This is a genomic window from Kocuria sp. MNB10, assembly GCF_054073685.1.
In genome coordinates, this window is record NZ_CM133411.1 from 1,978,885 (window position 1) to 2,001,923 (window position 23,039).

Below are 23,039 nucleotides of genomic sequence, written 5' to 3' on the forward strand. Positions count from 1 at the left end.
CAGCCCAGGAGACCCTCGTATGTCCTTCCTGTCACGCCACATCGGCCCCGACGCCGATGACATGGCCGTCATGCTCCGCACCGTGGGGGTGGCCGGTCTCGACGAACTGATCGACCGCGCCGTCCCCGAGAGCATCCGTGTCCGGGACGCCCTGGACCTGCCGGAACCCCTCGACGAGCCCGAGGCCCTCGCAGCCCTGCGCTCGATCGCTGCGCGCAACACCGTGATGCGCCAGATGATCGGGCAGGGCTACCACGACACCGTGACGCCCGCAGCGGTCCGTCGCAACATCCTGGAGAACCCGGGGTTCTACACGTCCTACACGCCGTACCAGCCCGAGATCTCCCAAGGCCGGCTCGAGCTGCTGCTCACGTTCCAGAACGCGGTGATCGATCTCACCGGCCTCGAGGTGGCCAACGCGTCCCTGCTGGACGAGTCCTCCGCCGTGGCCGAGGCCGTGCTCATGATGCGCCGCGCCAACCGCCGATCCAAGAGCCTGCGCGTGCTCGTGGACAGCCGCAGCCTGCCCCAGACCCTCGCCGTGCTCACGGGCCGCACCCGTGCCGCGGGTATCGAGCTTGTCACGGCGGACCTCGGTGATCCCGACGCCGCCGCGCGGGCGGTCTCGGAGGGTGACGTCTTCGGCGTCGTCGTCGCGCAGATCGGTGCGGACGGGGACGTCACGGATCCCACCGCGGTGATCGACGCCGCGCACGAGGTGGGCGCGCTCGTGACCGTGAGCACCGACCTGCTCGCCTTGACCATGCTGCGCAGCCCGGGTGAGCTGGGCGCGGACATCGCGGTCGGTTCGGCCCAGCGCTTCGGGGTGCCCCTGTTCTTCGGGGGCCCGCACGCCGCGTTCATGGCGACCCGCAAGGGTACCGAACGCTCCTTGCCGGGGCGCATCGTGGGGGTGTCCACCGATTCCTCGGGCGCACCCGCGTACCGGCTCGCGCTGCAGACACGTGAGCAGCACATCCGACGCGAGAAGGCGACCTCCAACATCTGCACGGCGCAGGCCCTGCTCGCGATCGTGGCCGCGGCCTACGCGGTGCACCACGGTCCCGTCGCACTGCGTGCCCTCGCCGAGCGGCTGCACGGTCTCGCCACGGAGCTCGCCGCCGGGTTGCGGGAGCGCGGGATCGACGTCGCCCACGAGCGGTTCTTCGACACCGTGACCTTCTCCGCGCCGGGCCGGGCGGACGGCATCGTGGCCGCGGCCGCGGACCGCGGGATCAACCTCCGCCGCATCGACCAGGACACGGTGGGCGTGAGCTTCGGTGAACCCCATACGCAGCGGGACGTCCAGGACGTGCTCACCGCGGTGTCCGAGGCGTGCGGCGCGCGCACCTCGGACTCCGGGGAAGCCGCGAGCGCGGACGCACTGCCGGACGAGTGGCTGCGCACGGACGAGTACATGACCCACCCGGTCTTCCACACGCACCGCTCCGAGACCTCGCTCATGCGGTGGCTGCGCGAACTCTCCGACAAGGACCTGGCGCTGGACCGCACCATGATCCCGCTGGGCTCGTGCACCATGAAGCTCAACGCGGCGGCGGAGATGGAACCCATCTCGTGGCCCGAGTTCGCGAGTATCCACCCGTTGGCCCCTGCGGATCAGACCCAGGGCTGGACCGAACTGATCGAGCAGTTGCAGACATGGCTCGCGGAGATCACCGGCTACGCGGCGGTGTCCGTGCAGCCCAACGCCGGTTCGCAGGGTGAACTCGCGGGTCTGCTGGCCATCCGGCGGTACCAGCTGGCCCGCGGCGAGGGTCAGCGCAAGACGATCCTCATCCCGTCCTCGGCGCACGGGACCAACGCGGCGTCGGCCGTGCTCGCGGACCTCAAGGTCGTGGTCGTGGCGACCGCCGCGGACGGCACGATCGATCAGGCGGACCTCGCGGCCAAGATCGAGGCGGTGGGGGACGAGCTCGCGGGCATCATGGTCACCTACCCCTCGACCCACGGCGTCTACGACACGGACATCACCGAGGTGTGCGCCGCGGTACACGACGCCGGTGGTCAGGTCTACGTGGACGGCGCGAACCTCAACGCGCTCATGGGGCTGGCACGGCCCGGCCGCTTCGGCGGGGACGTCTCCCACCTGAACCTGCACAAGACCTTCTGCATCCCGCACGGCGGCGGCGGGCCCGGTGTGGGCCCCGTGGCCGTGGCCGAACACCTCGTGCCGTACCTGCCGGGCAACCCGGCGGACGCGGACCTGGACGAGCACGGCGCGGGCTTCCCCGTGGCGCAGGCTCCCTACGGTTCCGCGGGGGTTCTGCCCATCACGTGGATGTACATCGCCATGACGGGCGCGCAGGGGCTGACTGAATCCACGCGCACCGCGGTGCTCGGGGCCAACTACATCTCCCGCGCGCTCGCGGACGTGTTCCCCACGCTGTACACCGGGGACGGCGGGCTCGTGGCCCACGAGTGCATCCTGGACCTGCGGCCCATGACCAAGGCCTCCGGCGTCACGGCCGAGGACGTGTGCAAGCGCCTCGTGGACTTCGGGTTCCACGCGCCCACGCTCGCGTTCCCGGTCGCCGGGACCCTGATGGTCGAGCCCACCGAGTCCGAGGGCCTCGAGGAGCAGGACCGGTTCATCGCCGCGATGCGCACGATCCACGCGGAGATGCAGGAGATCGCGGACGGCACCGTGTCCCTCGAGGACTCCGTGATCCGCAACGCCCCGCACACCGCCCAGGTGCTCACCGCGGACGAGTGGCAGCGCGCCTACCCGCGCTCGCAGGCCGCCTACCCGGTCGCGTCCCTGCGCCGGGTCAAGTACTGGCCCCCCGTGGGCCGGATCGACAACGCCGCGGGGGACCGCAACCTCGTGTGCGAGTGCCCGCCCATCGAGGCGTTCGACGCCGCGTACAACACCGCAGCAGTAGCACAGGAGGAGACTCGATGAGCGAGCAGCGCACCGCACTGTACGAGGCCCACGAGCGGTTGGGGGCGCGGTTCACCGACTTCGGTGGCTGGACCATGCCCGTGCGCTACGCGAGCGACACCGCCGAGCACCACGCGGTGCGCCGCGGCGCCGGGATCTTCGATCTGTCCCACATGGGGGAGGTCTCGGTCTCGGGTCCGCAGGCCGGCGCGTTCCTGGACTACGCCCTCGTAGGTGTGCTCTCCGGGCTCACGGTGGGCCGCGCCAAATACTCGATCATCGTGGACGAACAGGGCAGGATCCTGGACGACCTCATTACCTACCGTACGGACGAGGACGAATACCTCGTGGTGCCGAACGCGGGCAACCAGGAGACGGTCGTGCGTGCGCTCCAGGAGCGCGCCCAGGGCTTCGACGTGCGCGTCACGGACAACGGTCCGGCGACGTCGCTGATCGCCGTCCAGGGTCCGCGCGCCCTCGAGGTGCTCGAGGCCACGCGTTTGGAACCGGCCGAGGACGTCGCCGCGCTGAAGTACTACGCGTGCGTGCGCGCACGCTGCGCGGACGTGGCCGTGCTCGTGGCCCGCACCGGGTACACGGGCGAGGACGGTTTCGAACTGTACTGCGCCAACCAGGACGCGCCCGTGCTGTGGGACGCGCTCCTGGCGACCGCGGCCGAGCTTGGCACGGAGGAGGCCCCCGTGGGAGCGGCGGGTCTCGCGGCGCGCGACTCCCTGCGGCTCGAGGCCGGGATGCCGCTGTACGGTCACGAACTGTCCACGGAGATCACCCCGGTCGAAGCGGGACTCGGCAAGCTCGTGGAGATCGCCCTGCGCAAGAAGGCGGAGGCCGGCACCACCACGGTCGGCGAGGAGGTGCTCGCGGCGATGCTGGAAGGCACGCCCGAACGCACCCTCATCGGTCTGGAGGGCCTGGGTCGCAAACCCGTGCGTGCGGGCTACACCGTGCACGTGGGGGAGCGCACCGTGGGTGAGGTCACGAGCGGGCTGCCCTCGCCCACGCTGGGCAAGCCGGTGGCCATGGCGCTCGTGGCCACGGACGCCGTCGACGGGATCGACGCCGGTGAGGTGAGCGTCCAGGACGCACGCGGGCGCGCCGTGGAGGTCACGCGCACCGCGCTGCCCTTCTACAAGCGGTCCTGAAGGGTGGTGTGGGGAGCGAGCCGCCCGGAGTAGTCTCTAGGCAGGCCCGCTCCGCCGTGCACGTTCCGAGGACCGCGCGGGCCGGTGAGGGTCCCGCCCCGTGTAATCGGGGCGGGACGGACAAGGAGAACGCCGTGTTCCTGCGCGACGTCGCCCCCGGGATCCATATGATCCAGAACCACAACGTGAACTGCTATGTCCTGGAGGACTCGGACGGCCTCACGGTCGTGGACGCCGGTCTGCCCAGGGTGTGGAACGAACTCGGGTGGGCCGTGCGCGAACTCGGCCACGCCCCGGAGGACATCAAAGCGCTCGTGTTGACCCATGCGCACTTCGACCACGTGGGGGTCGCCGCGAAACTCGTGGACCGGCTCAAGATTCCCGTTTACGCCCACCAGCGGGACAAGCACCTCGCGGCACACCCTTACAGCTACGCGCACGAGAACCCCACGGCCGTCTACCCGCTGCGTCACCCGCGCGCCGTGCCGATCCTCGCGTCCATGATCGCCGGTGGCGCCGCGATGGTGCGGGGCGTGACCGTGACCCGCGAGCTGACCGCGGGGGAGACCGTCCCCGTCCCGGGCCGCCCGCGGGTCGTGTTCACCGCGGGCCACACGTACGGGCACTGCGCGCTGTACGTCCCTACAGCGGACGCCGTGATATCGGGGGACGCGCTCGTGACCCTGGACCCCTACTCGGGTCTCACGGGCCCCCGCATCGTGGCCCGCGCCGCCACCGCGGACAGCGCGATGGCCGTGGAATCCCTCGCCGCACTCGAGGTCACGGGAGCCACCCTGGTGCTGCCCGGACACGGCGACCCGTGGCGTGAAGGCGTGGGACGCGCCGTCGAACTGGCCCGGGAGAACGGGGTCGCCTGAGGGGGCGCCGCCCGAGGGGCGGGCATCTTACGGCCCGGACGGGATTTCGTCCAGCACCGGTGTGGACAAACGGGCGCAGTTCGCCTAAGCTAGTACTTTGCGTTGTCCCTTATGCATGCGTGCCTTCATATAGCGGTGGGCGCCGCAGGGGCGGTTGTCGACGAGCATCGAAAACCGGCCCCTTTTTCTCTCCCCGGGAACCTCGCGTATTCACTGCATGTCTGTGGAAGGATCACATCTTGGTCGCCTCGAGCACCGATACGAACGTCTCCGCCAACCACCCCACGAGTGATAACACTCCTCGCCGCGTTTCCTTCGCGAAGATCCACGAACCGCTGGACGTCCCCAACCTGCTTGCTCTGCAGACCGACAGCTTCGATCGGCTGGTCGGCAACGAGCGCTGGCAGGCACGCGTGGTCGAAGCCCAGGAGACGGGTGACACCAGCGTTCCCACGACCTCCGGTCTGTCCGACATCTTCGAGGAGATCTCCCCGATCGAGGACTTCCAGGGCACCATGTCCCTGTCCTTCTCCGAGCCGGAGTTCTACGACCCCAAGTACACAATGGTCGAGTGCAAGGACCGCGACGCGACCTTCTCGGCCCCGCTGTACGTCAAGGCCGAGTTCATGAACAACAACACGGGCGAGATCAAGCAGCAGACCGTGTTCATGGGCGACTTCCCCCTGATGACCGACAAGGGCACGTTCGTGATCAACGGCTCCGAGCGCGTCGTCGTCTCCCAGCTCGTGCGTTCCCCGGGTGCCTACTTCGAGAAGGGCCAGGACCGCACGTCCGACAAGGACATCTACTCCGCCAAGATCATCCCGTCCCGCGGTGCGTGGTTCGAGCTCGAGATCGACAAGCGCGATCAGGTGGGTGTGCGCCTGGACCGCAAGCGCAAGCAGTCCGTGACCGTGCTGCTCAAGGCGCTGGGCTGGACCGAGTCCAAGATCCTTGAGGAGTTCGGCGAGTTCGACTCCATCCGCGCGACGCTGGAGAAGGACACCACGGAGACCCGCGAGGAGGCGCTGCTGGACATCTACCGCAAGTTGCGCCCGGGGGAGCCGCCCACGGTGGACGCCGCCCAGTCCCTGCTGGACAACATGTACTTCAACCCCAAGCGCTACGACCTCGCCAAGGTGGGCCGCTACAAGCTCAACCGCAAGCTCGGTCTGGACAAGCCGTTCACGGACTCGGACGCCTCGGTGCTGTCCCTCGACGACATCGTCGCCATGATTCGCTACCTCGTGACCCTGCACGACGGCGGCTCCACCATGCCCGGTACGCGTGACGGCGAGGCCCGTGAGATCCACGTGGACGTGGACGACATCGACCACTTCGGCAACCGTCGCATCCGCGCGGTGGGCGAGCTGATCGAGAACCAGATCCGCACGGGTCTGTCCCGTATGGAGCGCGTGGTGCGCGAGCGGATGACCACCCAGGACGTCGAGGCGATCACGCCGCAGACCCTGATCAACATCCGCCCGGTCGTGGCCGCGATCAAGGAGTTCTTCGGGACCTCCCAGCTGTCGCAGTTCATGGACCAGAACAACCCGCTCGCGGGCCTCACGCACAAGCGTCGTCTATCCGCGCTGGGTCCCGGTGGCCTCTCCCGCGATCGCGCGGGCATGGAGGTCCGTGACGTGCACCCCTCGCACTACGGCCGCATGTGCCCGATCGAGACGCCGGAAGGCTCGAACATCGGTCTGATCGGTTCGCTCGCGACCTACGCGCGGATCAACCCGTTCGGTTTCATCGAGACGCCCTACCGCCGCGTCGTGGACGGCACCGTAACCAACGACGTCGTCTACCTCACCGCGGACGACGAGCGCGGGCTCACCATTGCGCAGGCCAACGCCCCGTTGACCGACGACGGTCGCTTCGCCGAGGACGCCGTCCTCGCGCGTGCCTCCGACGGCTCGGGTGAAGCGGTGCTCGTGGCCCCCTCGGACATCGAGTTCATGGACGTGTCCCCGCGCCAGATGGTGTCGGTGGCCACCGCCCTGATCCCGTACCTCGAGCACGACGACGCCAACCGCGCGCTCATGGGCGCCAACATGCAGCGTCAGGCCGTGCCGCTGCTCACGTCCGAGGCGCCGCTCGTGGGCACCGGTATGGAGCGCTACGCGGCCCTGGACGCCGGCGACTCGGTGCTGGCCACCAAGTCCGGCGTGGTCGAGGAAGTCTCCGCGGACCTCGTGACCGTCCTGAACGACGACGGCACCACCAAGCTCTACCCGATCAACAAGTTCGTGCGCTCGAACCCGGGCAACACGTACAACCAGCGCGTGATCGTCTCCGAGGGCGACCGCGTGGAGCCCCGCACCGTGATCGCGGACGGGCCCTCCACCGATCACGGTGAACTCGCACTGGGCAAGAACCTGCTGATCGCGTACATGTCCTGGGAAGGCCTCAACTACGAGGACGCCATCATCCTGTCCCAGCGCATGGTCTCCGAGGACGTCCTGACGTCCATCCACATCGAGGAGCACGAGATCGACGCCCGCGACACCAAGCTCGGTGCCGAGGAGATCACCCGTGACATCCCCAACGTGTCGGAAGAGGTGCTCTCCGCCCTGGACGAGCGCGGCATCATCCACATCGGTGCCGAGGTCCAGGCCGGTGACATCCTCGTGGGTAAGGTCACACCCAAGGGCGAGACCGAACTGACCCCGGAGGAGCGGCTGCTGCGCGCGATCTTCGGTGAGAAGTCCCGCGAGGTCCGTGACACCTCCCTCAAGGTTCCCCACGGCGAGTCCGGCACCGTGATCGGTGTGCGCGTGTTCGACCGCGACGACGAGGACGACGACCTCCCGGCCGGCGTCAACCAGGTCGTGCGCGTGTACGTGGCGCAGAAGCGCAAGATCACGGACGGCGACAAGCTCGCCGGTCGTCACGGCAACAAGGGCGTCATCTCCAAGATCCTGCCCATCGAGGACATGCCGTTCATGGAGGACGGCACCCCCGTGGACGTGATCCTGAACCCGCTGGGCGTGCCCGGTCGTATGAACCTGGGCCAGGTGCTCGAGGTCCACACCGGCTGGCTCGCCAAGCAGGGCTGGAACATCGAGGGCGACCCGGAGTGGCTGCACGGTCTGAGCAACTTCCCGAAGTCCACCGGTCCCACTAACGTGGCCACCCCGGTGTTCGACGGCGCTCGCGAGGACGAGATCTTCGACCTGCTGGACCACACCAACCCCACGCGGGACGGTGACCGCTTGATCGGGCGTTCCGGCAAGGCCAAGCTCTACGACGGCCGTTCCGGTCAGCCGTTCCCGGACCCCGTGTCCGTGGGCTACCAGTACATCTTGAAGCTCCACCACCTGGTGGACGACAAGATCCACGCGCGCTCCACCGGCCCGTACTCCATGATCACCCAGCAGCCGCTGGGCGGTAAGGCGCAGTTCGGCGGTCAGCGTTTCGGTGAGATGGAGGTGTGGGCGCTCGAGGCGTACGGCGCGGCCTACACCCTGCAGGAACTGCTCACCGTCAAGTCGGACGACGTCCACGGCCGCGTCAAGGTGTACGAGGCGATCGTCAAGGGCGAGAACATCCCTGAACCGGGTGTGCCCGAATCCTTCAAGGTGCTCATCAAGGAAATGCAGTCCCTGTGCCTGAACGTGGAGGTCCTCTCCGCGGACGGTAACGCGGTGGAAATGCGTGATTCCGAGGACGACAGCTTCCGGGCTGCGGACGAACTCGGTATCGACCTCTCCCACTCCGAGCCCAGCTCGGTCGAAGAGGTCTGAGACCCCTTTCGTTCATCGATCAGCCCGAACACACTTCAGGATTTTAGAAAGAGGGACAGGACCTTATGTCCAACGATTCTTCACTGGGCCTCATGCGTATCGGCCTCGCGACCGCGGATCAGATCCGCGGCTGGTCCTACGGCGAGGTCAAGAAGCCCGAGACCATCAACTACCGCACGCTCAAGCCTGAGAAGGACGGCTTGTTCTGCGAGAAGATCTTCGGCCCCACCCGGGACTGGGAGTGCTACTGCGGTAAGTACAAGCGTGTGCGCTACAAGGGCATCATCTGCGAGCGCTGCGGCGTGGAGGTCACGCGCGCCAAGGTGCGTCGTGAGCGGATGGGTCACATCGAGCTCGCCGCTCCCGTGACCCACATCTGGTACTTCAAGGGCGTGCCCTCGCGCTTGGGATACCTGCTGGACCTCGCCCCGAAGGACCTCGAGAAGGTCATCTACTTCGCGGCGTACATGATCACGTCCGTGGACGAGCAGGCCCGTCACGACGACCTGCCCAACCTACAGGCCGCGATCGACCGTGAGAAGAAGCAGCTTGAGGACACCCGCGACGCGGACATCAACGCGATCGCCCGTGACCTCGAGAACGATCTCGCGCGCGTCGAGGAGGAGGGCGGCAAGGCCGCCGAAAAGCGCAAGCTGCGTGACTCCGCAGACCGTCAGATGGCGAACGTGCGCAAGCGCGCCGATCGTGAGATCGACTACCTCGAGAAGGTCTGGGACCGTTTCAAGAACCTCAAGGTCAACGACCTCGAGGGTGATGAGGCCCTGTACCGCCAGATGGTGGACCGCTACGGCATGTACTTCGAGGGTTCCATGGGCGCCGAGTCCATCAAGAAGCGCCTCGAGACCTTCGATCTCGCCGCGGAGGCCGAGGCCCTGCGCGAGACCATCGCCACGGGCAAGGGTCAGCGCAAGACCCGCGCCCTCAAGCGCCTCAAGGTGGTCAACGCGTTCCTGACCACGAACAACTCGCCGCTCGGCATGGTACTGGACGCCGTCCCGGTGATCCCGCCGGAACTGCGCCCCATGGTGCAGCTGGACGGTGGCCGGTTCGCGACGTCCGATCTCAACGACCTCTACCGTCGTGTGATCAACCGCAACAACCGACTCAAGCGGCTGCTGGACCTCGGTGCGCCCGAGATCATCGTGAACAACGAGAAGCGCATGCTCCAGGAGGCCGTGGACTCGCTGTTCGACAACGGCCGCCGCGGTCGCCCGGTCACGGGCCCCGGCAACCGTGCGTTGAAGTCGCTGTCCGACATGCTCAAGGGTAAGCAGGGCCGCTTCCGTCAGAACCTGCTGGGCAAGCGCGTGGACTACTCCGGTCGTTCCGTGATCGTGGTGGGCCCGCAGCTGAAGCTGCACCAGTGCGGTCTGCCCAAGCAGATGGCGTTGGAGCTGTTCAAGCCCTTCGTGATGAAGCGCCTCGTGGACCTCAACCACGCGCAGAACATCAAGTCCGCCAAGCGGATGGTGGAGCGCTACCGCCCGCAGGTGTGGGACGTGCTGGAAGAGGTCATCACGGAGCACCCCGTGCTGCTCAACCGCGCACCGACCCTGCACCGTCTGGGCATCCAGGCGTTCGAGCCGCAGCTCGTGGAGGGCAAGGCCATCCAGCTGCACCCGCTCGTGTGCGGCGCGTTCAACGCCGACTTCGACGGTGACCAGATGGCCGTGCACCTGCCGCTGTCTCCGGAGGCGCAGGCCGAGGCGCGTGTGCTGATGCTGTCCTCGAACAACATCCTCAAGCCCTCGGACGGCAAGCCAATCGCCCTGCCCTCGCAGGACATGATCATCGGCCTGTACCACCTCACCACCGTGCGTGAGGGTTGGGCCGGGGAGGGCAACAGCTACTCCTCCGTGGCCGAGGCCATCATGGCCGCGGACTCCGGTGAGCTGCACCTGAACTCGCGCTGCAAGATCGAGCTCGAGGACTTCGTGCCGTACGCCGGGTGGGAAGCGCCCGAGGGCTGGGAGCAAGGTCAGCCCGCCGTCGTGGAGACCACGCTCGGTCGCGTGCTGTTCAACGAGACGCTGCCTGCCGACTACCCGTGGGACGAGAACGTCGCGGACAAGAAGCACCTGTCCGCGCTCGTGAACGACCTCGCAGAGCGTTACCCCATGACCCAGGTGGCCAAGACCTTGGACAACCTCAAGGACGCCGGCTTCCACTGGGCCTCCCGCTCGGGTGTCACCGTGGCCATCTCGGACATCGCCACCCCGCCGGAGAAGCCCGCCATCATGGAGGGCTACGAGGCGCAGGCCGCGCGGATCCAGGGCCAGTACGACAAGGGGCTGATCGACGACGACGAGCGCCGCTCCGAGCTCATCGACATCTGGTCCAAGGCCACCGACGAGGTCGCCGAGGCCATGCGCAACAACCTGACCGCCGGGAACACGATCAACCGGATGGTCTCCTCCGGTGCACGTGGTAACTGGATGCAGGTGCGTCAGATCGCGGGTATCCGTGGTCTGGTGGCGAACCCCAAGGGCGAGATCATGCCCCGACCGATCAAGTCCTCCTACCGTGAGGGCCTGTCCGTGTTGGAGTACTTCATCGCGACCCACGGTGCGCGTAAGGGCCTCGCGGACACCGCTCTGCGTACCGCCAACTCGGGTTACCTGACCCGTCGTCTGGTGGACGTCTCGCAGGACGTGATCGTGCGAGAGTCCGATTGCCAGACGGTGCGCGGGTTGACCCTGCCGCTCGCGGACATCACCGACACCGGTGTGCGCACGCTGCACGAGGACATCGAGAACACGGTGCACGGCCGCGTGCTGGCCAGCGCCGTGGCGGACGAGAACGGCGAAGTGCTTGCCGAGGCGGGCGCGGACATGTCCGACGCCATGATCAACAAGCTCTACAACGCCGGTGTGGACCAGGTGCGCGTGCGCTCGGTCCTCACGTGCGAGTCCGCCGTGGGCGTGTGCGCCGCGTGCTACGGCCGTTCGCTGGCCACCAACCAGTTGGTGGACATCGGCGAGGCCGTGGGCATCGTGGCCGCCCAGTCCATCGGTGAGCCCGGTACCCAGCTGACCATGCGTACGTTCCACACCGGTGGTGTGGCGTCCTCGGACGGTGACATCACGCAGGGTCTGCCCCGTATCCAGGAGCTGTTCGAGGCCCGCACGCCCAAGGGCGTGGCCCCCATCTCCGAGGTGGCCGGCCGGATCCGCATCGAGGACACGGACAAGTCGCTGAAGATCGTGGTGGTCCCGGACAACGGTGACGAGGAGTTCGCCTACCCGGTGCTGCGCCGCGCCAAGCTGCTCGTCGCGGACGGCGATCACGTGGAGGTCGGTCAGCAGCTCGTGACCGGTGCCGTGGACCCCAAGGAGGTACTGCGTATCCGCGGTCCTCGTGAGGCGCAGAAGCACCTCGTGGATGAGGTCCAGGGCGTGTACCGCTCCCAGGGCGTGGGCATCCACGACAAGCACGTGGAGGTCATCGTGCGCCAGATGCTGCGGCGCGTGACCATCATCGAGTCCGGCGACACCTCGTTGCTGCCGGGTGAGCTGGTGGACAACGTGCGCTTCCTCGAGGCCAACCGCGCCGCGGTGGCGGAGGGCAAGCGTCCCGCGGCCGGGCGTCCGGAGCTCATGGGCATCACCAAGGCCTCCCTGGCCACGGACTCGTGGCTGTCCGCCGCGTCCTTCCAGGAGACCACCCGTGTGCTCACGCAGGCCGCCATGGAGGGCAAGTCGGATCCGCTTCTGGGTCTGAAGGAGAACGTGATCATCGGTAAGCTCATCCCCGCCGGTACCGGTCTGGAGCGGTACAACAGCGTGGATGTGGAGCCCACCGAGGAGGCCAAGGCCTCCATGTTCACGGATCCCTCCGCGTTCACCGATTTCAGCTACGCCGAGGAGAACGCCGGGGGGCTCGGTTCCGAGTTCCATGCGATCCCCCTGGACGACTACGATTTCGGCGGTCACTGAGCCGAGTAGGCGTGTGATCTGAGAGCCCGGGTGGGCTTCCCTTCGGGGAGGGCCACCCGGGCTCTCGCGTACCCGGACCCGTTCCGGACGCCGGCGCGGTACCCGGCCACCGCGCCCCGGTTGCGACCGACCCGAACGCGTTCGTCCCGGTCGCGGCCACCCTCGCCGCGGCCTCGTGCCGGGAGAGGCCCGGCCGCGGGGTCGTAGGCTGGAGCGGGCAAGGATCCCGCGGTTCGGCTTTCGCGGGAACCATGAGCGGAGGCGAAGCATGGCCAACTCGGCGTCCGGTGAATCACTGATCACCCGGTTCGATCGCGTCCTGGACGCGTTCGGCCCCGCGCGTCCCGAGCTGACCTTCCGCGAGATCTGCGCGGCCACCGGGTTGCCATCCTCCACGGTGCACCGGATCCTGGGGGACATGAAGCGCGCGGGATGGCTCGAGTCCGGTTCCGCGCAGACCTACCGGGTGGGGACCCGGTTGTGGGAGCTCGCGTCCCGCGCGGCATCCGCCGAGAACCTCGCGGCGGTCGCGATCCCGTTCATGTCGGACGTGCACGCGGTGTTGCGCCAACACGTGCACGTGGGGGTGATCGAGGGCCACGACGTCCTGTTCGCCGAGCGGATCGCCGCGAGTGACTCGGCGGTCCCACTGCGCTCGATCGTCGCCGGACGCCTTCCACTGCACCGCTCGGCCACGGGTCTCGCCCTGTTGTGCCACTGTTCGGACGAGTTCATCGCGCAGTACCATGACGTCGCTGCGGCGCGGGCGGTCGCGGACGAACCGGGCGGTGCCCTCGTGGGCAGGGAACGCTTCGCGGAGGACCTGCGGGTCTTCGCGAAGCGCGGTTATGCGATCCAGCGCGAACGCATCGACGAGGGCAGTGGGGGAGTGGCGGTCCCGCTCAAGGTCCCCCCGGGGCACCGCGCAGCGGCCCTCGGAGCGGTGCTGCCCCTGAGCGACATGCGGGATCCGGACGTCTCGGCCATCGTGCAAACGTTACGGGTTGCCGGCCACGGGATCTCCCGCGCCCTGGGGGCATTCTGACAACCTCTTGTGGGTGATCTTCGCGGGACACACCTCCGCCCAAGGCGCAACGGGGAGCCTCGTACCGGCCGCAGCGATGTCGTACCCCGCGTCACAGACGCGACCCCCGTCCCATTGAACGGAATCAATGAGATACGCGCCATGTGGCTCCAACATAATGTGACCCACGACGTGCGCAAGGAGGACACATGCTCGAGGAGCGAACGATCATCGACACCCAGGTGGCCATCGTGGGGGCGGGGCCCGCCGGACTGATGCTCTCCCACCTGTTGTACCGGGCCGGGATCGACAACGTGGTCGTGGAGAAACGCAGCCACGACGAGATCGCCAATACCCACCGTGCGGGCATCCTCGAAGCGGGGACCGTGCAGATGCTCGTCGAGACCGGCGTGGACGGGCGCGTGCTATCGCACGGCCACGAGCACGAGGGCACCGTGCTGCGCTTCGAGGGCGAGAGCCGTCGCATCGACTTCCAAAAGCTCGTGGGTCAGTCCGTGTGGCTGTACCCCCAGAACGAGGTATTCGCGGATCTTGCGGCGGCGCGCGAGCGCGACGGCGGTGACGTGCGCTGGGAAGTCACGGACACCGAGGTCCGGGACCTGACCACGGAGCAGCCCACGGTGCTGTGCACCACCAAGGAGGGCGAGAAGCTCGAGATCCGTAGCCGCCTGCTCGTGGGCGCGGACGGTTCCAAGGGCATCTGCAAGCGTCAGATCCCGCAGGACGTGCGCACGGACAATTTCATCGAGTACCCGTTCGCGTGGTTCGGGATCCTGTGCGAAGCGCCGCCGTCGGCACCCGAGCTGATCTACGCGAACTCGCAGTACGGTTTCGCGTTGATCTCGCAGCGCAGCGACACCGTGCAGCGCATGTACTTCCAGTGCGACCCCAACGAGAACGTGGACGACTGGGACGACGAGCGGATCTGGACCGAGTTGCAGCGGCGCATCGACGGCCCGGACGGGTTGCAGCTGCAGCGCGGGTCCATCTTCGACAAAACCGTGCTGCCGTTCCGCTCGTACGTGTGCGAGCCCCTGCGCTACGGGAACATGTTCCTGGTGGGGGACGCCGGGCACACCGTGCCGCCCACGGGCGCCAAGGGTCTGAACCTCGCGTTCTGCGACGTGCGGGTGCTCGCGCCGGCGATCATTGAGTTCTTCGGTTCCGGTGACGAGCGCGGGTTGGCCGGGTACTCCGCCAAGGCCCTGGACCGGATCTGGAAGGCCCAGAACTTCTCGTACTGGGTCACCAACCTGATGCACGTCCAGCCGGGGGAGAACCCCTTCAACATGAAGCGCCGCCGGGGCGAGTTCGAGACCGTCACGAACTCCACGTACGGCTCGGGCTACTTCGCCGAGTCATACACCGGCTGGCAGGACCGCACCTGAGCACACCGGACCCAGACTCCGATCCACTCACCCAAGGAGATGATCATGACCACCGAGAACGACGACACCTTCGACCCGCCGTACGTCAAGGGCGCGGACGACGCCGCCGACACCCAGAACCAACTCAACGACGAGATGGCCGCCATCAGCAAGCAGTACGAGAAGGCTGGCACGGAGGAGACCCAGCCTCGTCTGGACTACGCCCCGTACCGCAGCTCGATCCTGCGTCACCCCACCAAGGACCCCCGTCACGCGGACCCGGAGACCATCGAGCTCTACGCGCCGGCCTTCGGCCAGCGGGACGTGCACGCGCTGGAGTCGGATCTGACAATCCAGGACGGCGGCGAGCCCATCGGTGAGCGGATCCGGATCTCCGGGCGCATCCTGGACGGCGACGGCCGCCCCGTGCGCAACCAGCTCGTGGAGATCTGGCAGGCCAACGCCGCCGGTCGCTACATCCACAAGCGCGATCAGCACCCAGCCCCGATCGACCCGAACTTCACGGGCGTGGGCCGCTGTCTGACGGGTGACGACGGTTCCTACTCGTTCATCACCATCAAGCCGGGCCCGTACCCGTGGAAGAACCACCTCAACGCGTGGCGCCCCGCGCACGTGCACTTCTCGCTGTTCGGCACGGACTTCACGCAGCGCATGATCACCCAGATGTACTTCCCGGGTGACCCGCTGTTTGCGTTGGACCCCATCTACCAGTCAATCGTGGACCCCAAGGCGCGCGAGCGTCTCGTGGCGGACTACGACCACGACATCTCCGAGCACGAATGGCTGCTCGGCTACCGCTGGGACATCGTGCTGAGCGGTTCGAACCGAACCTGGACGGAGGACGACAGCAATGTCTAAGAACACTGAGCGCCTGGTGCCCACCCCGGGCCAGACCATCGGACCCTTCTACGGCTACGCGCTGCCCTACGAGGGCGGGGAGTTCCTCGTGGACCGTTCGCACCCGAACGCCGTGCGCCTGCACGGCACGGTGTACGACGGCCACGGCACGCCGGTTCCGGACTCCATGCTCGAGATCTGGCAGGCGGACGAGAACGGCCAGGTCTCGCAGGAGCCCGGTTCGCTCAAGCGGGACGGCTACACCTTCACCGGTTTCGGCCGCGTGGCGGTGGACAACGTGGGGCACTACGACTTCACCACGGTCAACCCCGGCCCTACCGAGGACGGCAAGGCCCCGTTCATCTGCCTCACGGTGTTCGCGCGCGGTCTGCTGAACCGCCTGTTCACCCGCGTGTATCTCCCCGAGGATACGGACGCGCTGACCAACGATCCGCTGCTGTCCTCGCTGTCCGAGGCCGAACGCGCCACGATGATCGCAGAGCGTCAGTCGGACGGCTCGTTGCACTTCGACGTGCACCTGCAGGGGGACCGCGAGACCGTGTTCCTGGCCTACCCGGGGATCTGATGATCTTCACCGGTCTTCTCACTCCGGGGAGCCACCGAGCCGCAGAGCTCGCCGACGACCGTGCCGTGGCCCGCGCGATCCTCCGTGTGGAGGACGCGTGGGTCGCGGCCCAGTCGCGGTCCGGGCTCGTTGCGCCCGACGCCGCTCGGGCGGCCCACGCCGCAGCTGAAAGCGTGGCGCTCGACGAAGCGGCCCTGAACGACCTCGCGGTCGCGGCCGAGGGCGGAGGCAATCCCGTGATCCCCCTGCTCGCGGCCTACCGTGCGGCGGTCACAGGGGAGAACGGCGCGCCGATTAGTGCGGTGCACGCCTCGTTGACCAGCCAGGACGTCATGGACACGGCCCTGGCGCTGGTGGTGCGTGACGTCCGCTCGAGCATCCTCGCGCACCTCGCCCGCACGGGGGACGCTCTCGCTCGCATCGTGGCTGAGCACCGCGACACCGTGATGGTCGGACGGACCCTCACCCAGCACGCACTCCCCATGTCTTTCGGTCTCAAGGCCGCCTCGTGGCTCGCAGCGGTCGACGACGCCGTGGACGCCGTGCTCGCCGCACGGCTTCCCGTGTCGTACGGCGGGGCGTCCGGGAGCCTGGCCGCCACGATGGCCCGCTGCTCCGACGGCGCAACGTCGGAGCAGACCTTCGGGCGGGTCACCGATTTGCTGGGCCACTGGGCGGACGAGCTCGGCCTGGAGCTGCCGAACGGTGTGTGGCACACCGACCGCGTGCCGGTGCTGCGGGTCGCGAGCGGCTACGCGCAGACCACCGCCGCACTGGCCCGCATGGCCAACGACGTCCTCATGATGTCCCGCCCGGAGGTGGGGGAGCTGCGCGAACCCACCGCGGAGGGGCGAGGTGTTTCCTCGGCCATGCCGCAGAAGCAGAACCCCGTGCTGAGCGTGCTGCTCAAGCGCACGGGCATCGCGGCCCCGGGGCTGCTGTCCCAGGTGTTCGCGGGTGCGAGCGCCGCGGACGACGAACGCCCGGACGGCGGCTGGCATGCCGAATGGGCCGCGTTGCGCGAGCTCGCGGTACTGGCGACCGCGGCGTCGTCGCACGCTGCCGAGCTGGCCGGGGGGCTCACGGTGGACACCGAGCGCATGGCGCAGAACCTTGAGCGCGCCGGAACGGGCGTGATGGCGGAACGGCTGAGCGCGGCACTCGCGCCGGTGCTGAGCGAGCGCGAGGGCAAGAACGCGAAGCAGCGCGTGCAGGCCGCGGTGCGCGCTGAGCCGTGGGACGCGGACGCGCTCGCGAGCGCCCTGGCGCGGGAGATCGCGGCGGAAGAGGACCCGACTCTGCCCGAGGGAATGTCCGTCGGGGATCCGCAGTCCGTGACCCGCTGGGTCCGGAGCCTGCTGGACCCGCGCGGTTACCTGGGCGCGTCGGGCGAACTGTGTGACCGGGCCGTGGCCCGGCACGAGGAAAGGACGACGGCATGACGGTTCCCGCACCGGGACTTGTGGAATTCACCCGACCGCAGGACCTCGCGGAGGGTGCGCCCCTCGTGGTGCTCGGCCCCGCATTGGGCACCTCGGTCACCCATCTCTACGCGGCCGTGGCCCCGCTGCTGGCCGAGCGGTTCCACGTGATCGGCTGGGACCTTCCGGGCCACGGGGTCAGCGATCCCGCGCAGGAATTCACGCTCGGAGAACTCGCCCGCGCCGTGGCGGACGCCGTCACCGAGCACACCGGTGCGCGGTCGTGGCACATGGCGGGGACCTCGATCGGGGGAGCGGCGGTGCAGCAATTGCTCGCCCAGGATCCCGAGCGGGTGGCGTCCGCGGCGTTGATCGCCACGAGCAACTACTTCCCGGACCCGCGGATGTGGCGCGAGCGCGCCGAGCTCGTCGCGAGTGCCGGCACACCCACCCAGGTGATCGGGTGTGCCAAGGCGTGGTTCGCCCCCGATTTCCTGGCCGAGCACTCGGAACGCGGGACCCCGCTGCTGCACGACCTGCAGGGGACGGACCGGTTCAGTTACGCCGCGGCCTGCCGTGCGCTCGGTGGTTTCGACCTGCGGGAGCGCACGCGCCCCGCGCCCGTCCCCACCGCAGTCGTGGCCGGTGCGCAGGATGTCATGGTGGGGCCCGACGTCGCCCAGGGTCTCGCAGACGCGCTGCATGCGCGCTGCGAGGTCGTCGACGACGCCGCCCACCTCGTACCTGTGGCCGCACCCGAGCTCGTGGCCCATACGATCGCGGAGCTCGTGGCGGCCGCGCGCTGACGCGGTCCACGCGCGCTCGATCGATCCGCGGCACCCGCGGGGAGCCGCGAGCGCACGAGACACGGATTCACGGGACGCGGCATGACGGGCCACGAGCTCGGGAACGACGACACGAACCAGCACGAGACCAGGAACGAGGAACAAACATGAACCCACGCTCGCAACGCACCGAAGCACAGGCCCTGCAGGACGGGATGACCGTGCGCCGGGAGGTGCTCTCGGACGCCCACGTGGACCGCGCGGAGTCCGGCAAGACCGAGTTCACGGAGGACTTCCAGGACTTCATCTCGCGCTACGCGTGGGGTGAGATCTGGACCCGGCCCGGCCTGGACCGCCGGATGCGCAGCGCGTGCGTGTTGACCGCGCTGATCGCCGCCGGTCACTGGGAGGAGTTCGAGATGCACGTCAAGGCGGCGTTGCGCAACGGGCTGAGCACGGACGAGATCAAGGAGATCCTGCTGCAGTCCGCGATCTACCTCTCCGTCCCGTCCGCCAATAACGCGTTCAAGCACGCGCAGAAGGCGCTGTCGGAGTACTCCGGCTGACCGGAATTGTTCGTCATGCGAACAAGTGTTCACATGGCGATCACTGCGCTCTAGACTGAACACATGCAACGCGGTGACCGGACACCCGAGCCCGGCGCCGCCCCGGCCGCGGCCGGGTGAGTTACCACGGTGAGGATCCCCATGAACCACGCATACGTCTACGACGCCATCCGTACCCCGTTCGGGAAGGTGGGTGGCGCGCTCGCGAGCCACCGTCCCGACGACCTCGCGGCCCTCGTGGTGCGCACGCTCGTGGAGCGCGCACCCGAGCTGGACCCCGCCACGATCGATGAGGTCTACTTAGGCAACGCCAACGGCGCCGGTGAGGAGAACCGCAACGTGGCGCGCATGGCCACGCTGCTCGCGGGTCTGCCCGTGTCCGTTCCCGGCTCCACGATCAACCGGTTGTGCGGTTCGTCCCTGGACGCCGCGATGATGGGCTCCCGTCAGATCGAGGTGGGGGAAGGGGACTTGCTGCTCGTGGGCGGCGTCGAGTCCATGTCCCGCGCGCCGTGGGTGCTGCCCAAGACCGAGCGGCCCTACCCCATGCAGAACCTCGAGCTCGCCAACACGACCCTGGGCTGGCGCCTAGTGAACCCGGACATGCCGAGCGAGTGGACGGTGTCCCTCGGTGAGGCCACCGAGCAGTTGCGCGAGAAGCACGGCATCTCGCGCGAGGACCAGGACGCGTTCGCGGCCACCTCCCACCAGCTTGCGGCCAAGGCGTGGGACGAGGGCAAGTACGACGACATCACGGTCAGCGTGGCACCCAACACCAAGAAGGGCGTGGAGCTCACCCGGGACGAAACCGTGCGCGGGGACTCCACCCCGGAGACGCTCGCCGGTCTGCGCACCGTGTTCCGCAGCGGTGACAACGCGACCGTCACCGCCGGTAACTCCTCTCCCATGAACGACGGCGCGTCCGCCGTGTGGCTCGGCAGCGAGCGCGGTGCGCAGCTGCTCGGTCGAGAGCCCATCGCCCGTATCGCCGGCCGCGGTGCCGCCGCCAACGAACCACAGTTCTTCGGTGAGGCGCCCGTGGAGGCGGCCAACATCGCCGTGCGCCGCGCGGGGATCACGTGGGACGACGTCGCCGCCGTGGAACTCAACGAGGCCTTCGCCGCGCAGTCGCTTGCGTGCCTGCGCCAGTGGGGTGTGGACCAGAGCATCGTCAACCAGTGGGGCGGGGCCATCGCGATCGGCCACCCGCTCGGCGCCTCCGGGACCCGCGTGTTGGGGACCCTGGCCCGCCGGTTGCAGGAGAGCGGGCAGCGCTGGGGTGTGGCCAGCCTGTGCATCGGCGTGGGGCAGGGCCTCGCGGTGGTGCTCGAGAACGAAAACGCCCAGGGCTGAGACCCCTCCAACCTTTTCGAGAAAGGCACACCATGCTCAACATTGCAGACAGCGCCGCGGCGGCCGTGGAGCTCATCCACGACGGTGCGTGCGTGATGATCGGCGGCTTCGGTGTGGCCGGTCAGCCCGTGGAACTCATCGACGCCCTGATCGAACACGGCGCCAAGGACCTCACGGTCGTGAACAACAACGCCGGCAACGGGGACGTGGGTCTCGCCAAGCTGATCCAGCTGGGCCGCGTGCAGAAGATCATCTGCTCGTTCCCGCGCCAGTCGGACTCGTGGCACTTCGATGAGAAGTACCGCGCCGGTGAGATCGAGCTCGAGGTCGTCCCGCAGGGCAATCTCGCCGAGCGGATCCGCGCCGCCGGTGCCGGGATTGGGGCGTTCTTCACGCCCACCGGTTACGGCACGCCCCTGGCCGAGGGCAAGGAGGTGCGCGAGCTGGACGGCAAGCACCAGGTGCTCGAGTACCCCATCCACGCGGACTTCTCCCTGACCAAGGCGTATCGGGCGGACAAGGCCGGCAACCTCGTGTACCGCAAGACGGCGCGCAACTTCGGCCCCATCATGGCTGCGGCGGCCACGCACTCCATCGTGCAGGTCAGCGACATCGTGGAGCGCGGGCAGATCGATCCCGAGGTCGTGGTGACCCCGGGGATCTACGTGGACACCGTGGTGCAGATCAACCGGCCCCAGCAGCAGGACCCGCGAGAGGAAGGTGCGGCATGAGCGTTCCGCAGAACAGTGATCACCCGTTGAGCCCGGAGGAACTCGCGGAGGTCGTGGCGCGGGACATCCCCGCCGGGGCGTACGTGAACCTGGGCATCGGCCAGCCCACCCTGGTCTCCAACTACCTCAGCGCCGAGGACGACGTCACCCTGCACACCGAGAACGGGATGCTCGGGATGGGTGCGGAGGCCCACGGGGACGAGGTGGACCCGGACCTGATCAACGCCGGCAAGATCCCCGTGGTCGAGACCGAGGGCTGCTCGTACTTCCACCACGCAGACTCGTTCGCCATGATGCGCGGCGGTCACCTGGACTGCTGCGTGCTGGGTGCGTTCCAGGTGGACCAGCAAGGCAACCTCGCCAACTGGCACACCGGCAAGCCGGACGCGATCCCCGCCGTGGGCGGTGCCATGGACCTCGCCACCGGCGCCAAGCAGACCTTCGTGATGATGACCCTGAAGACCAAGAAGGGTCAGTCGAAGCTCGTGAAGGAGTGCACCATGCCGCTCACGGGCGTGGGCTGCGTGTCCCGGATCTACACGGACCTCGGCGTGTTCCTCCTCGAGGACGGCAAGGTCACGGTGCGCGAGACCTTCGGTGTCGGCTTCGACGAACTCGCCCAGCAGGTGGAGGTGGAGCTGACCCCCGCCCAGTGACCCACGCGGTAGTCTGCCGGGTAGTGTGCCGATGGTGTCGCGCGGACCGTTCGCGGTGCCATCGCCGTGTCGATCAGTGACCCACGCGGCGTCGTGGGGGAGAGAGGGTGGTCACCACGACCGGTAGCAACGACTCCGCCCCCGGGGACGGTTTCGTGCAGTCGCTCGCGCGCGGGCTCGCCGTGATCGGGGCGTTCGACGCCGAACGCCCCGCCATGAGCTTGTCCGAGGTGGCCCGGCAGACCCAGCTGACCCGCGCGACCGCCCGCAGGTTCCTGCTCACGCTCGAGTCCCTGGGTTACGTGCGCTCGGACGGGCGGCGCTTCGAACTCACGCCCAAGGTACTGAGCCTGGGCTACTCCTATCTCTCCGCGCTGTCGCTGCCGCAACTGGCCCAGCCGCACCTGCGCTCGTTGTCGGAGGAGCTCGGGGAATCCACGTCCATGTCCGTGCTCGACGGCGCGGAGATCGTCTACGTCGCGCGCGTGGCCACCCAACGGATCATGAGCGTGAGCATCTCGCTCGGCACGAGGTTCCCGGCGTACGCAACCTCCATGGGCCGGGTCCTGCTCGCGGCACTGCCCCCCGAGGAGCTCGCGGAACTGCTCGAGCGGGCGCAACCGCGCAGCCTGACCCCGCTGACACTCACGGACCACACGCAGCTGCGGGCGCAGATCGCCGCCGTGCGTCGTGCCGGCCACGCCGTGGTGGACCAGGAACTCGAACTCGGGCTGCGCTCCGTGGCCGTGCCGGTGACGGACGGCACGGGAGCGGTGGTAGCCGCGATCAACGTGTCCATGCGCGTGGGCCTCGGATCCGGGGACGTGGAACACCCGGACCGCCGAGTGGTCCCCGCACTGCAACGGTGCGCCGCCGCCCTGTCGGCAGACGTCGTGACCTCCGGCAAAAGCGATTTTTCCTCCTGAGGCGCGAGCTGCTATGCTAAGGAAGAATTGCTCCATTCCGGGCAATCTTCAGATGGCAAATCGGACACCGTCCTGTGGTACGCACCCTGTACCTAGA

General features: G+C 68.3%; 16 protein-coding genes. All 16 read left to right on the forward strand.

What is annotated here, in order from left to right:
• The first annotated feature begins 19 nt into the window (after positions 1–19).
• The 16 genes from gcvP to ACW9PK_RS09010 all read left to right on the forward strand — a co-directional run bounded on the left by gcvP (position 20) and on the right by ACW9PK_RS09010 (position 22,942).
• Complete coding sequence (gene gcvP, locus ACW9PK_RS08935) at positions 20–2,923, forward strand: aminomethyl-transferring glycine dehydrogenase (RefSeq protein ID WP_457015598.1); 2,904 nt, start codon at positions 20–22, stop codon at positions 2,921–2,923.
• Complete coding sequence (gene gcvT / locus ACW9PK_RS08940) at positions 2,920–4,065, forward strand: glycine cleavage system aminomethyltransferase GcvT (protein WP_457015600.1); 1,146 nt, start codon at positions 2,920–2,922, stop codon at positions 4,063–4,065. The genes gcvP and gcvT overlap by 4 nt, the downstream gene beginning before the upstream one ends.
• A 134-nt stretch (positions 4,066–4,199) precedes the next feature.
• Complete coding sequence (locus ACW9PK_RS08945) at positions 4,200–4,943, forward strand: MBL fold metallo-hydrolase (protein WP_457015601.1); 744 nt, start codon at positions 4,200–4,202, stop codon at positions 4,941–4,943.
• A 239-nt stretch (positions 4,944–5,182) separates the two neighbouring features.
• Positions 5,183–8,692: a DNA-directed RNA polymerase subunit beta gene (gene rpoB / locus ACW9PK_RS08950; RefSeq protein ID WP_457015602.1), complete on the forward strand. Its 3,510-nt coding sequence runs from the start codon at positions 5,183–5,185 to the stop codon at positions 8,690–8,692.
• 65 nt (positions 8,693–8,757) lie between these two features.
• Positions 8,758–12,648, forward strand: coding sequence for a DNA-directed RNA polymerase subunit beta' (locus tag ACW9PK_RS08955; RefSeq protein ID WP_368843996.1), 3,891 nt, complete (start codon positions 8,758–8,760; stop codon positions 12,646–12,648).
• Positions 12,649–12,916: 268 nt separating this feature from the next.
• Positions 12,917–13,693 (forward strand): IclR family transcriptional regulator, encoded by a 777-nt coding sequence (locus ACW9PK_RS08960; RefSeq protein WP_457015603.1) that lies wholly within the window; start codon positions 12,917–12,919, stop codon positions 13,691–13,693.
• A gap of 188 nt (positions 13,694–13,881) precedes the next feature.
• Complete coding sequence (locus tag ACW9PK_RS08965; protein ID WP_457015604.1) at positions 13,882–15,081, forward strand: 4-hydroxybenzoate 3-monooxygenase; 1,200 nt, start codon at positions 13,882–13,884, stop codon at positions 15,079–15,081.
• 45 nt (positions 15,082–15,126) lie between these two features.
• Positions 15,127–15,939, forward strand: coding sequence for a protocatechuate 3,4-dioxygenase subunit beta (pcaH, locus tag ACW9PK_RS08970; protein ID WP_085106480.1), 813 nt, complete (start codon positions 15,127–15,129; stop codon positions 15,937–15,939).
• Positions 15,932–16,504 (forward strand): protocatechuate 3,4-dioxygenase subunit alpha, encoded by a 573-nt coding sequence (pcaG, locus tag ACW9PK_RS08975; protein WP_457015606.1) that lies wholly within the window; start codon positions 15,932–15,934, stop codon positions 16,502–16,504. The genes pcaH and pcaG overlap by 8 nt, the downstream gene beginning before the upstream one ends.
• Entirely contained in the window at positions 16,504–17,946 is a 1,443-nt protein-coding gene (locus ACW9PK_RS08980) for a lyase family protein (protein WP_457015608.1), read from the forward strand. Before pcaG ends, ACW9PK_RS08980 begins: the two co-directional genes overlap by 1 nt.
• Positions 17,943–18,731: an alpha/beta fold hydrolase gene (locus ACW9PK_RS08985; protein ID WP_457015609.1), complete on the forward strand. Its 789-nt coding sequence runs from the start codon at positions 17,943–17,945 to the stop codon at positions 18,729–18,731. Before ACW9PK_RS08980 ends, ACW9PK_RS08985 begins: the two co-directional genes overlap by 4 nt.
• A gap of 146 nt (positions 18,732–18,877) precedes the next feature.
• Positions 18,878–19,276 carry a carboxymuconolactone decarboxylase family protein gene (locus tag ACW9PK_RS08990; protein WP_064845218.1) on the forward strand — a complete coding sequence of 133 codons (399 nt, stop codon included), beginning with the start codon at positions 18,878–18,880 and terminating at the stop codon, positions 19,274–19,276.
• Between the two features lie 141 nt (positions 19,277–19,417).
• Entirely contained in the window at positions 19,418–20,629 is a 1,212-nt protein-coding gene (locus ACW9PK_RS08995) for a thiolase family protein (RefSeq protein WP_064845217.1), read from the forward strand.
• Positions 20,630–20,661: 32 nt separating this feature from the next.
• Positions 20,662–21,360 carry a 3-oxoacid CoA-transferase subunit A gene (locus tag ACW9PK_RS09000; RefSeq protein ID WP_064845216.1) on the forward strand — a complete coding sequence of 233 codons (699 nt, stop codon included), beginning with the start codon at positions 20,662–20,664 and terminating at the stop codon, positions 21,358–21,360.
• A complete protein-coding gene (locus ACW9PK_RS09005; protein WP_085106405.1) occupies positions 21,357–22,016 on the forward strand; it encodes a 3-oxoacid CoA-transferase subunit B in 660 nt (219 codons plus the stop codon). The genes ACW9PK_RS09000 and ACW9PK_RS09005 overlap by 4 nt, the downstream gene beginning before the upstream one ends.
• Positions 22,017–22,123: 107 nt before the next feature.
• Complete coding sequence (locus ACW9PK_RS09010; protein ID WP_270258612.1) at positions 22,124–22,942, forward strand: IclR family transcriptional regulator domain-containing protein; 819 nt, start codon at positions 22,124–22,126, stop codon at positions 22,940–22,942.
• The last annotated feature ends 97 nt before the right edge of the window (positions 22,943–23,039 follow it).